The organism is Paenibacillus sp. FSL F4-0100 (genome assembly GCF_037993005.1).
Classification (GTDB): Bacteria; Bacillota; Bacilli; order Paenibacillales; family Paenibacillaceae; genus Paenibacillus_AQ.
In genome coordinates this window covers 3201848-3214442 of sequence record NZ_CP150303.1, presented here as the reverse complement: position 1 = coordinate 3214442, position 12595 = coordinate 3201848, and the positions used below count along the sequence as shown (strand labels likewise).

Here is a 12595-nt window from a genome sequence, read left to right as displayed (position 1 = left end):
TTATAATGCATATCCATATTTATAAATTTTCCCTTTTGCTAAAATGCATTATCGGCGTTTGTCTACTCTCATTCGGTAATGGACTCGTCTGAGGTTAGCGCCGCTTGTCTATAGAAATCCGAAGATTAATCTCAGTTTCTCTTTGTCAATGAACTTCGTGAAATTTCATTAACAAATAAGATTTTATCAATCCTATTAAAAAAAGCATGCTTCCACAAGGAAGCATGCCCCTTCGGGGTAATTATCAGACTAAAGAAAAATCAGTTTTCCTTTATCCGTTTTGTTCTCATTTATTCCTCGCCTCTCTAACCCAAATTAATCTTCCGGATCTTTTCCAGCGCCACTTTCGGTTTTCGGTCTTCGGTAACCAGTCCGTTTACCTCATGCTGCACGTCCGTAATCTGCGTATAACAGTAGCCGGAAATAAACGGGATGGCCTTAATCGCTCTTGTTATGCTGCCGAATCGCTCCAGGAAAGCTTCCTCATTATCCACCTGATTGCCATAACCCCAGCCATGCTCGCTCTTGAAAGCAATCCCTCCAAACTCGCTGATGATAATCGGCTGGCCTTTATAACTGTAGCCTTGGGCGAACGCAAACTTCCATTCGTTGTACGTACCGCCGCTGCCCGTAATGTGGTCTTTATCCTTGTAGGTTTCGTACAAATCTTCGCCCCGCTCCACATAATCATGAAGGGTCAAAATATCGGAAACGGTGTGCTCCCATCCGTCATTGGTGATGACCGGACGATAAGGATCGATGGATTTGGTCAAATAATAAATGCCTTCCGTAAATTTTTGCTGCCGCTCGTCACGGATAATATTCTGAATGCCCCAGGATTCGTTAAAAGGCACCCAGGTAATAATGCAGGGATGATTGTATTGCTGCTGCACAACCTCAATCCATTCCTTGGTAAAACGCTCCACGGCCTCATCGTTAAATTCAAAAGCAGCCGCCATTTCGGACCACACCAGCATACCTTTGACATCACACCAGTATAGGAAACGAGCATCTTCAATTTTCATATGCTTGCGCAAACCGTTGTAGCCCATCTCGGCGATCGCCTCGATATCTTCTAGCAGCGCTTCTTCGGACGGAGGTGTCAGATGACTTTCACTCCAGTAACCCTGATCCAGAATCAATCTTTGGTAAAGGGGAATATTGTTCAGCAGGATTTGGCCGTCTCGGATCGAGATTTTGCGCATACCGAAATAAGAGCCCACCCGGTCAATCTCCCGTTCTCCTTCATACAGCACGAACTCCACATCAAACAGATTTGGATGGTCCGGAGACCACAAGTTTTGCAGCCAAGGTCCGTTAATACCGCTCACCATGCCGGTTTCTGTAATCAGCCAGGCTCTGTCCACCGAAATGCTCAGTTTTCTTATCGTTTCGCCTTTAAATGTAATTTCCATCTCAAGCCGAAGATCACTTTTGTTTTTCATACCATTAAAACGAAAGTCAAACCGAATCATTTGGCGGTCAATATCTGGTGTCATTTTCACCGTATCCAAGCGGGTATCATGGACATGCTCAAGCCATACGCTTTTCCAAATGCCTGTTGTCTGCACATAAAATGAATCATGATTCCGTCCGGACCAGCGCTGTTTGCCCCGAGGCTGTAGACAGCTATCGCTGTCTTCCACTTTCAGCACAATTTCATTTTCGGCGTGTTGCTCCAGCAAGTCGGTAATATCAAAGGAAAACCGAGCATACGCCCCTTCATGCTCCCCCGCAAAATGACCGTTTACCCAACAGGTGGCTTTATAATCCACACCCTCGAAATGAAGGATCGTTTGTTTTCCTTCTGCCTCTGGGGAAAGGGTCAGTTTTCTGCGATACCAGATCTGCGCATGGAATTTCTCCTCGCCGATCCCGCTTGCCAGGGTTTCATAGGTAAACGGAACGTTTATTTTTTGTGCAGCCGGAAAATGGTCCATCCAACGTTCTGCAACACCGGCTTTCTCATCGTCGAAACTGAAATCCCACTCCCCGTTCAGATCCAGCCACTGGCTCCGTACAAATTGGGGTCTTGGATAGTTTTTTATATAAAATTTCGTAGCTGCTGTGGGCATCTTAGCACCTATCCTCTCTCTGATCACTGAAGTATACTCTGTTTTCTTATAACAGATTACTATCTTGTTTAGAGAAAGAAAATGACTTATCCTATTTAATGACTGATCTATAATCCTTTTAAGGAGTGGAATTCATTGATACATCTAAAGCGATGTGGTTATAATGTGATTCATCCGGAAGGCTTTACGGTCGATCGTCCGGAAGGCTCTGGGGATTACGTATTTTTATTCTTTCGGAGCAAAATGGAGCTTAGGATTCAATCGCAGACTGTGTTTGTTGAACCTAATACCTTTATTATTTTCAACAAAAAAAGCCCGTATTTCTACCGGGATGCTGAACAACCTCTGGTACATGACTGGTTCCATTTTGATATGAAGGCCACAGATGCTTTTTTTGATCGGCTAAATCTCCCTCTAGATACCTTAATCAAAGCATACGACCCCTTCTATATTTCCAGAAAAGTGAATGATATTCATTGGGAGAATCTACAGAACGGAACCTTCCGAAATGAGATCATCGATTATACCATTCGTTGCCTGTTCATGAAGCTTAGCGATATTCGAAATCATCTGGAGCCACACCATCAGATCAGTAAACACTATGATCAGTTCCTGAACCTGAGAAATGAAGTTTTCAGTTCACCATCTTCTTGGTATACTGTCGAGTTCTTGGCGGATAAGATGAATATGAGTCGGTCTTATTTTCAGCATATGTACAAACAAATCTTTGGCATATCGGTAATTAATGATATCATCCTTAACAGACTAGGGTATGCATCCTATTTACTGAAGAACACATCGTATACGATCAGCCATATTTCTGGAATTTGTGGTTATGAGAACGATGTACATTTTATGCGGCAATTCAAAAAGTTCATAGGACTAACTCCAAGTGAATACAGAGCGAGGTCTGATGTTAATCAATAATTCTATCTTTTCCTCTCTCATAACTTTAGAAAGTAATCAACCTACGCATATCGTACGTGTTTTGGTAGTTTAGATTAGTGTTTTTTCAATTTTTAAGTGACACTCTTTACAAATATAAATTAAAAGATGCCTGAATTATCAGGTATCTTTTAATTTATATTTGTAGGTAACTTTGTGTCATTGGATACTTGACCAGGATGTACTGGGTATTCATGTCGTTTAACGTAGTTGCAATACTTATTCTAAAAAAGAACTAAAATCTTGAACTTTGACATATGACAAACATACATTGAGCAAATTTCCCGCTGAAACATACGAGTGTATTTTGGCAAGATGGGAAATTTCCCACTGACAGAACTTCCGCGTCGAGTTTGGTCTTTTATACGGTATCCGTTTGTTTCCAGTAAATTTGTAATAAAGTCATTACGCTCATCTTCTGTAGCATTCACATAAAGCTTGCGTGCTTGGATTTTGATGCAAGCCAAGTAAAGATCACGAATAAATAAATAAATAAATAAATAAATAAATCGGGTTGTGATTCTGTGTAAGCTGTCTTTTCATAACAAAATTTCGCGTTAAGCATCCTTAAGAATTTCGTTAATTTCACCTGAATTGATAGACAATTCTGAAACGATTTTGAAATTTCCATATTGATCAGGCAAGATAGCGATACGATCCAATAAATTCTCTTGCTCATTTTTCACAAATCTTCCATTAATCCTTCGGACAAATGCGCAGCGGCACGATTCTTCGAGTCCGATGGATGATATATTTCCAGCTAAACTGCCGATATCCATGCCGGCAGCCGCGTTTCTAATTTATTTTTGAGGGGTGCACACGAGGTCATAGCCACAAAAAGCCCATCCAGGAGGTCGCTCTTCATGTTGCGGGCGGTCAGCTTTCACGGGATTGCTTTTGGTGCACCGCTTGAATTCGGTAACCGTCTTGAGAGTTTCAAGATATTTGGACGCTGGATCCAGGATCTAATCCAAACCTGCAAGCTTGATAAAGTCATTATAGGCATGGAACCTACAGGTCATTACTGGCTGAATCTTGCACGCCGGCTCTCTTCTCAGCACATTGAGGCTGTTCTCGTTAATACCCATCTCGTAAAAAGAATAAGGAGAACCGTGACAACTCGCCATCTAAAAGTGACCGCAAAGATGCTCTTGTCATTGCAGACAAGTATGGTCTGATTTTTAACTTAGCATACCAATAGCAAATAGCGACGAAACAGAAATCTCTTCGTGAGAAGATTGCATTGTTGAAAGGTAGGGAGAGCGAGGATTTATAAATTTCGCCCTACTGTTCTTGAAATTTTCGACAATCTCAAAGCACAGATTCTTTTTTATACAATCTTTTGTGTGTGAGGAATAGACTTGGGATGAAGATTACCGCAAGGACGATAGTGGAAACTAAGAATCCCGCATGGTAACCTTTTAAACTATTGGCAATCGTGGGTTGCAATCCTTGTATGACTGTTGCGACAACGGTGGCGATAACAGCTGAACCAAAGCTTGAACCAAGATTTTCAATAATATTAATACCGACACCTGCTTCTGGAAGTTGTTTACTGTCAAGTCCTGTATAAGCGTCACTCGTTAACGGAAGCATAATTCCTCCAAAACTGGTACCACGGATGAACAATACGATGGAAATCCAAATCATACTTGTTTTATCGGTGATAAATATCAGCGGAATAGATCCAATAAGCGAAAGAGCAAGACTGACCATAACCACGTATTTCGCACCGATCTTGTCAATCATTTTTCCGATCATTGGCCGAGTAACGAGCATCCCAACTCCCTGAGGAATTAACGCAAGCGCTGCTTCGATTGCCGTGAAATGACGGAAGTTTTGAAAGAACAACGGCAGAATTAACATAGGTCCCATGATGGCAATATTCGCTAAGAACAAACCAATGCTTGATGCTGTGAAGCTCTTGTGTGCAAACAAATTCATTGGAAGCACGGTTTGATTCTTTCTGATTCGATTATAAACGAAGTAAATTACGGCTAAAACAAGACCAATGCCCACCCATAGGATTGTTTCGCTATTATTAAATGATGCATGGTCCGCTGCTTTCGTAATGCCGTAAATCAATGACGCGCTCATGAGGGATAAATCAACAATCCCGAATACATCGAGCTTACTGTCTCTGTTGAACGGTTCAAAGTCTGGAATCTTTTTCTTCATAAGAGGGGCAGCAATCAATACGATGAACACGTTGATGAAGAAAATCCAATGCCATGATGAGCCTTGAACGATGAATCCCCCGATTACAGGTCCTAAGATTGGACCGAAAATCATAGGTGTGCTGACTATTGCCATGACTCTGCCTAGATTTTCTTGACCTGCTGTTTTAACCAAGAGTGTAAACATAAGCGTGGTAATAATTCCGGCGCTAAACCCTTGAAGCAAACGGAAGAAGATGAAGCTGGAAATGTCCCAACTAATTCCGGCGAAAACAGAAATTACACCAAAGGCGATGACTGCGCCGATGAAAATTTTCTTTCCGTTAAATTTGTTCATAAGCCATCCGGATATTGGAACTGCAATCGCAAGGGCTAAAACATAACCTGTAATGGACCATTGAATGATATCCAATGTCGTGTTGAAATCCTTAGTTAGTTTGTCGATGGCGATGTTCACCATAGTTGAGTCAAGCATTGGGGCAATGGCTCCAAGTGCAATAGCCCAAGCAGCCATGAGAATTTCTTTGGGTAATCCAGGTTTCTTTACTTTGTCTTTTGCCATGTTATCTCCTCTCAGAAGCTATTATTTTGATTCCATGGAAACATAATTATCGTATTGTATATTTGTTTCCGTGTCAACAAAATAACAGCAATAAAAATGCAGCCCGTTCTCCATAGAGCCCGGCTGCCTGTGGTTTCATTTTCATTATTCAAATTTATTCCTTAATGAATACCTATACCCTGTTTCTTTATTTCTGCATCCAAATGCCTGCTATACATTTCGATGAAGTTAAGCATACTATCAAATTGTTCCTCGGTTACCTGCTCGAATACGGCTTTATCCCGCACTTGAAACTCTTTGTGCAGTTCCTCGTGGATGTGATAAATGACTTTCCCTTGCTCAGTAAGAATAAAATACATTTCTTTCTTGTTATCCGGTTTCTGATAGCTTTCGATAAGGCCTTTATCTATAAGCTTCTTCGTTAATTTGCTTATGGCACCTCTCGTCATATAAAGGGACTCCGCAAGTTTTGTCACGTTGGGATCTGCATTTTTTTCAATGGCTTCGATGCAATGTACTTCAGAAGGTTTATAACCCTTAAGACTGTCTTCCATCTTCATCTTATTAAGCCAAGCCATCTTGTTAAATAAGTTCCTGAAATCCATCATGACCTGTTCTTGTTTGTTCATGGCTTGTCCTCCGACCCGTTGGAGTATTAACGGTATACAACCGCATTAATCTTAGAGAGAATCGTTGACGACTTGCTACTCCCCTTCCGAAACGGCTGTTTGTTGTCTAATTATCCTGTAGTTCGCGATTCTCACTGCCAGATACGTATCCGTCCCTCAATATTAAGGGCTTTTTAACTAACTCATATACCTATTAAAAAAACACAGGAGTTCAGATTGAAAACTTTTTGCAGTAAAACTAAGCTCACGATTTTGATGAACAATTAGACCATGGGAAAAACTCATTTTGGAATTAAACGGAAGGATCTTTAGTGTACCAGTCTTTAGCTCGTTGTTGATAGCTATTTCAGGGACTAAGGCAAAACCTTTTCCACAGCTTACATATTGTTTTATCATCTCAAGACTTGGTAGCTCTAACGCATCTTTAACCATAATCCCGGCGTTTTTTAAAACATCTACAGCAGTCGTATGATACAAACAAGATGTACCGCTACTTATAAAAAGTTCGTCATTTAGAATCTGGACTCCCGCATTTTCCATTTTCCGAGCTATATCCTCAGATGCAGCAAAAACGATGGTCTCATCCATAATTGGATAAAAAAGAATATCATGCCGATTCGGATTTTGAGGAACAATTCCAAAATCTAGCTCATAATCCAGTATACCTTTTAGGATGTCTTGATGCGATCCTTGTTCAATACGCAAATTTACGCTTGGATAATTTCTTGTGTATTCCTGAACAAAGGGAAGCATCCGTGTAAGAAAAAAAGATTCCTGTGTTCTAATACGTATCGTTCCGCATGGCTGATCCAGTTCATTCATACTTTCTTTAAGGGATTGACTTAAGTGAACATACTGATAAGCATATTTAGAAAATACCTTTCCCGCTTCCGTAAGTTCTATCCCTCGTGGATATCGGTGAAACAATTTTTGCCCGCTAATTTTTTCCAACTGTTGGATATGAGTGGTTACTGTGGACTGAACATAACCTAAACGATCCGCAGCTCGACTGAAACTTTTTTCTTCAAGCAAGGCAATAAACGCCAGAAAAAAACGACCTTCTAGTAAATCTATCACATCGATCACCCTTCTATATTCCAAATTGAAATAGCAGACATTCTATTTATTCGTTAGTTAAATATATATTTTTATTATACGATAACCTTAGTTCAAAACCAATTACCGTAACATTATCAAATCACGGAAACATAATAATGTTGATTATGAAAGAAACTGTTTTGTACATCCTAATAAAAATACCTAAAAGGAGATGTAAAAATGAAGATTAGTTATCATCAGCAAAAGGTTGGAGATGTCGAAGTTTTTTATCGTGAAGCTGGCCCTAAAGACGGTCAAGTTATTTTATTATTACACGGGTTTCCATCTTCAAGTCATATGTTTCGCGACCTAATTCCCAAACTGGCAGAACAATACCGTGTCATTGCCCCTGATCTCCCTGGATTCGGTCATACAATAACTCCGCCGCGCAGTCAATTTAACTTCACATTTGACAGCCTGTTCCAAGTTATTGAAGGTTTTACTGAAGCATTAGGTCTTAAACAGTATGTACTTTATGTGTTTGATTACGGTGCACCTGTTGGTTATCGTTTGGCAGTGGCTCACCCGCAAAGAGTACAAGCAATTATTAGTCAGAATGGTAACGCTTATATTGAAGGATTTAGTGACGCATGGGGATCCTGGGAGACGTATTGGCACTCTCCAACACCTGAAAATCGTGAAGCATGCCGCGATTCCTTGGCCCCCGAGACCATTCGTAATTTTCAGTATCTACATGGAGCTGATGCCAGCCTTGTTTCACCAGACGGTTATTCCTTAGATATTGCTTTCATGTCGCGCCCAGAAGCTGAAGAAATCCAACTGGACTTGATTCTTGATTATAGAACAAATGTGGATCGTTATCCTGATTTTCAAGCTTATTTCCGTAAGCATCAACCTAAACTTTTAGCCGTATGGGGTGAAAATGATCCTGCCTTCCTCCCTGCTGGAGCTGAAGCATATAAGCGTGATATTCCATCTGCGGAAGTCCATTTACTTGATACAGGGCATTTTGCTCTCGAAACACATGCTAAAGAGATCAGTGAGCTAATTCAACAATTCTTAAAAACAAACTAAAATTTCAACAGGCTTCCGATTCTTCGGAAGCCTGTTGCCGTTTATGCTAATGTTCTCCGTTAGTTGAAGCACTACACTTTATTCCTCGATTAAGAATCTCTTTGTTACATCTCAAAATGGTCATCGGAGAACATATAGGAAGCATTTGTTGCGGCGATCTGCCATCCTGGTTGTTGAGCTAACTTTTATTCATTAGCTTCTTTACCCAGACTAGACCTGTATTTTTAAGTCAAGCTTTTCATAACTCCACTTCCAAAGCTCAAGTGCATGCTCCGTATCGGACGATACTGCCTCTTTAGGTCCGTCCCCAATATGCAATATGTTCCACTCTGAACAGAGTCCCTAAGGACAAGGTGGACGACAATCACCTGGTATTGTCACCAATTGCTGTTGATATTCCTTCCTTATTCCTTGTTTTTTTTGATCGGGTGCTCCAGATCCAAATGGCCCATAAGACTTGACACCGCCTCTCCATCCACGTGAAGATCAAGATATTCTACCTCTTCAAATTGAAATACCGTTTTTTTTATGGCTTCCAAAGCCAACGCCTCACCGGATGAACCAAGATATGACATATCTTGAAGATCCACAGTAAGATCTCCGCCGCTTAACACCATATTCCTAAATGTAACTCCGCTCCAGAGCCCCGTTTTGCCTTCAGCTTTCGCTACAGCCAAAGCTTTAAGCGCTTCGCTAATTTTCTCCTCTGCGGAATTATAGCGAATCTCTACATTTAATGGATACAATGTCGTCATCTCGTCGTCAGTTACATATACCTTAATTTCCTCTTCCAGCGAACTGTCCCCAGAATGGTTGGAAAGAGCGGTTTCCATATCTGAATTCGAACCGCAAGACGAAATAATGAAAATAAATAATATAATTAGTACCACAAAAGCAACTCGATTTCTTTTTTTTCTCATGGCAGTTCAATCTCCTTCCTATGAAAGGTGTAGATATTCTTTGATCCCCATTACAATCGCTTCTGCAATTTCCTGCTGTTTTTTACCGTCCCTAAGAATGGCTTCGTCTTTTTTATTGGATAAAAAAGCGGATTCTATTAACACGGCAGGCATTTTGGTTCGTTTAATCACCACATAGCCTGCAGATTTAACTCCACGATCCGGCAAACCGATAACAGCCACGATGTGCTTTTGAATGATTTCCCCAAGCTTTTTGCTTTGAGGGCTGTAATAGAATGTCTCCGTACCTGAAGCGCCTGAGCCTGGAAGGGAGTTGGCATGCAGGGAAATAAACAAATCGGCCTCAAGATTATTGGCAAAGGCCGCCCGATCAGCCAATTCCACAAAGGTATCATCAGTTCGTGTCAAATAAACTTCTATATGTTCCTCTTTTTCCAAAAGACTCTTAACCTTTAGCGCCAGTGAAAGATTATAATCTTTTTCCAGATAACCAGTTATACCCACAGCGCCAGAATCCTTGGCTCCATGACCAGAATCAATCACGACTTTAAAGATCTTATTTCTCTCATCCGTTTCATTAATCACCGCAGAGGAAGATTCATCTTGTTCCAACAACTTGATTTGAATTTCTTCTGCGTTTTGAGTTAACTCGTATTTCACATGTGGAGCAATATCCAGCACAATTCGCACAACCGATGGTTTGTCCGAAAATTGAGAATAACGAATATTAAGCAGCTTGCCGTTCGCTTGTACAGCAGATTCGTCCTGCATTTCCGGTTGATCGGCGGCCCGATTAGCATTCGCTGCTAACACAGCATTCGGCAAATCAATAACCACGCGATCCGGCTGGTCCAGAAGAAACGATGAAACTGGAGCAATCGTCCCTTTAAACTTGACATGAACAATTTTTTCTTGACCATCATATGTAATGGACTGCAATTCGCCTTTTGCAATCGTCTTATCAAACGATGGTTCACTAAAATTGGTACCTGTATGTTTCATATTTTCATAGTCCGGAATCTCCGAATTGTTACTGTTCGTCAAATAAATAGAGCGGTCTTGCTTTGCCCAAACGACCTTCAGTCCGAACTGCTCGGCCACAAAACGAAGCGGGATCATGGTCGTGTCATGAATAAGCATTGGCGGCACTTCCAATGTTTCTTCTTCGTCGTTTACAAGAACTTTGCGATCATTAATAGTTAAAAGCAAATGATTATTTCCCTTTTCAATACGAACCTCTTTGGTTGTTTTGGACCACGATACCTTGAATTCTAACTGTTCCACTATGACCCGCAGTGGAATCATTGTACTGTCCTGAATAATGACAGGTCCCGTTTGTACCGATAACGGCCGGCCATCCAAATAAAGCTTAGGAGAGTCCACATCCGCACTAGCATTGGTAGCCTTTGAAAAAAACAATAATAATATAACAAAGATCGCCAGAAATCCACCAAGTTGCTTTTTCATACCCATATCTCCCACTCATTAATTATAAATATTATGATTATCTTATAATAGAATTGGACTGTCTGTTTTCCGGACTTAATCTCCATTCAGGAATTCACAGTTTTTTCCTCTTCCCTAGTCAGAAGGCCATGCTTATTTCAACCACTCAGCTTGTTTAATGTTAGTATCGAGATGTATTCGGCTGCCAACCACTCGCTCTCAAATAGTTTTATCGATCAAAGCACTAACAGCTTGTATTCCGAATAAGCATCTTCAATATATGTCCAACGTAGCATTCAATAATTGCCTTTCGTTTTGGCTTAAGAAAGTTTTGTTCCATATCGGTAAAGCTGCATCCCGTTAACAAATCCGAGTCGATTCGTCAATTTTCTTAGAGACGATTAGTGCAATCGCTATGTAAAACAACCATTTCAGAATATAAATATTACCCTGCAATGCTTTGTTATTCGGGAAGAGAGAATGGACGCATAAGCCTAATAATGTGCTTTCCAACAAATGCGACTCCATATGGTCTAATTGTTCAAGTGAAAACGCCTCTTCTTCACAGATGATCCATGTAACCTGACCGAACCTCCATGGATCGGGTCAGGTTACATGGATTAACGGAGAAGAAACTCTGCAAATTGAAGCCTCTCGAATTCCGAAAACAAGCCCGTTTAGGAGTTGAATCATGGACGACCATTGTCTGTATACTGCATTAAGCTCTCGTCAGTTTGCGCGGAAATAGTCTATAAGCCGCAGTGATTTTGTTTGTATTCCACTCCCTCAGCGACAACTCGTACCTTCAAATTCTGCGCAAGTGTGATGATTGCTTTGACAATGGCTTGACTTTTGTCATCGTTCTTCACGTTCTTGATAAAGGACCTATCCAATTTGAGCGTGTCAAATGGAATATTCTGTATGTAACTGAGTGGCGAAAACCCGATTCCGAAATCGTCGATAGCGACGGTTATTCCAGTATGTTTTAATTGCTCCAAAATCATTACAGCGTCTTCCACATGAAACATAAATGTGCGCTCCGTCAGCTCAATTACCAGCTTACTCGGGTCTACTCCACTCTCTTCAACCACATGTATGATTCTCTGAACGACATCCTGTTCCTGTAGTTGGCGAGCGGAGAAGTTAATACTGACACCACAGAAGTCCGGATATGCCGTCTCCCACTTCTTAAGTTGCTCACAAACTTTTTGCAAAACCCACATTCCCAATGGCACAATCAGGCCATTTTCCTCCGCAATAGGTATAAACACTTCGGGAGAGATGTCATTCCCCTCACAATTCCAACGAAGCAGCGCTTCGAACTTTTCTATCGAACCTGTCAAGATATCGACTTGCGGTTGATAATGTATCGTTAATTCATGATTTCCCCATGCTTTCCAAAGTCTTGTCTCCATATTCCTTCCAAACTCCATCAACTTGATCACATCTTATTTTGTTGGTTAAAAAGATAAAATACTAATTGTAGAACATTGTCCATTTATTCAAAAAAAGCACTTGAATTTGAAGGATATCATACAACTTAAGCTATGAATGGCAACGAAGCGTTTACCAAAGTGAAGATCCGGAATTGTCTTTACTATTATTGGATTTTGTCATGTCTGTTCTAAATTGACTAAGAGGCCCCCATGGCCATTATGCTCGTCTTTTCAGTTCTAACCTCATTTAGCACGCATATGAGGTTAGAACT

The 12595-nt window shown here is 40.8% G+C and carries 10 protein-coding genes and 1 pseudogene; 3 read left to right on the top strand and 8 right to left on the bottom strand.

The window, feature by feature from the left end; genetic code table 11:
- Positions 1-305 precede the first annotated feature (305 nt).
- Positions 306-2075, bottom strand: coding sequence for a glycoside hydrolase family 2 (locus MHH48_RS14515; protein ID WP_076326583.1), 1770 nt, complete (start codon positions 2073-2075; stop codon positions 306-308).
- A 135-nt stretch (positions 2076-2210) separates the two neighbouring features.
- On the opposite strand from MHH48_RS14515, the gene MHH48_RS14510 reads away from it, so the two are divergent.
- Positions 2211-3002: an AraC family transcriptional regulator gene (locus tag MHH48_RS14510; RefSeq protein ID WP_076326584.1), complete on the top strand. Its 792-nt coding sequence runs from the start codon at positions 2211-2213 to the stop codon at positions 3000-3002.
- 575 nt (positions 3003-3577) lie between these two features.
- Here MHH48_RS14510 and MHH48_RS14505 read toward each other — a convergent pair.
- Positions 3578-3799 (bottom strand): hypothetical protein, encoded by a 222-nt coding sequence (locus tag MHH48_RS14505; RefSeq protein ID WP_076326585.1) that lies wholly within the window; start codon positions 3797-3799, stop codon positions 3578-3580.
- A gap of 84 nt (positions 3800-3883) precedes the next feature.
- On the opposite strand from MHH48_RS14505, the pseudogene MHH48_RS14500 reads away from it, so the two are divergent.
- Positions 3884-4185 (top strand): annotated as a pseudogene (locus MHH48_RS14500) (transposase); the annotation flags it as partial.
- Positions 4186-4331: 146 nt separating this feature from the next.
- Here the strand turns inward: MHH48_RS14500 and MHH48_RS14495 are convergent.
- The 3 genes from MHH48_RS14495 to MHH48_RS14485 form a co-directional block, all read right to left on the bottom strand.
- Positions 4332-5759, bottom strand: coding sequence for an MDR family MFS transporter (locus tag MHH48_RS14495; RefSeq protein WP_076326586.1), 1428 nt, complete (start codon positions 5757-5759; stop codon positions 4332-4334).
- A 161-nt stretch (positions 5760-5920) separates the two neighbouring features.
- Positions 5921-6388 (bottom strand): MarR family transcriptional regulator, encoded by a 468-nt coding sequence (locus MHH48_RS14490; RefSeq protein ID WP_076326587.1) that lies wholly within the window; start codon positions 6386-6388, stop codon positions 5921-5923.
- Positions 6389-6565: 177 nt separating this feature from the next.
- Positions 6566-7465 (bottom strand): LysR family transcriptional regulator, encoded by a 900-nt coding sequence (locus MHH48_RS14485; protein WP_340390686.1) that lies wholly within the window; start codon positions 7463-7465, stop codon positions 6566-6568.
- Between the two features lie 201 nt (positions 7466-7666).
- Between MHH48_RS14485 and MHH48_RS14480 the strand changes: the two genes are divergently transcribed.
- On the top strand, positions 7667-8521 hold the full coding sequence (locus tag MHH48_RS14480; RefSeq protein WP_340390685.1) for an alpha/beta hydrolase: 855 nt from the start codon (positions 7667-7669) through the stop codon (positions 8519-8521).
- 404 nt (positions 8522-8925) lie between these two features.
- Here the strand turns inward: MHH48_RS14480 and MHH48_RS14475 are convergent, their stop codons facing one another.
- The 3 genes from MHH48_RS14475 to MHH48_RS14465 all read right to left on the bottom strand — a co-directional run bounded on the left by MHH48_RS14475 (position 8926) and on the right by MHH48_RS14465 (position 12302).
- Positions 8926-9441: a GerMN domain-containing protein gene (locus MHH48_RS14475; RefSeq protein ID WP_076326351.1), complete on the bottom strand. Its 516-nt coding sequence runs from the start codon at positions 9439-9441 to the stop codon at positions 8926-8928.
- Between the two features lie 18 nt (positions 9442-9459).
- A complete protein-coding gene (locus MHH48_RS14470) occupies positions 9460-10908 on the bottom strand; it encodes an N-acetylmuramoyl-L-alanine amidase family protein (RefSeq protein ID WP_076326350.1) in 1449 nt (482 codons plus the stop codon).
- 728 nt (positions 10909-11636) lie between these two features.
- The gene (locus MHH48_RS14465) at positions 11637-12302 is read right to left on the bottom strand and encodes an EAL domain-containing protein (RefSeq protein WP_076326349.1); all 666 of its coding nucleotides are present in this window, start codon (positions 12300-12302) and stop codon (positions 11637-11639) included.
- Between the last annotated feature and the right edge of the window lie 293 nt (positions 12303-12595).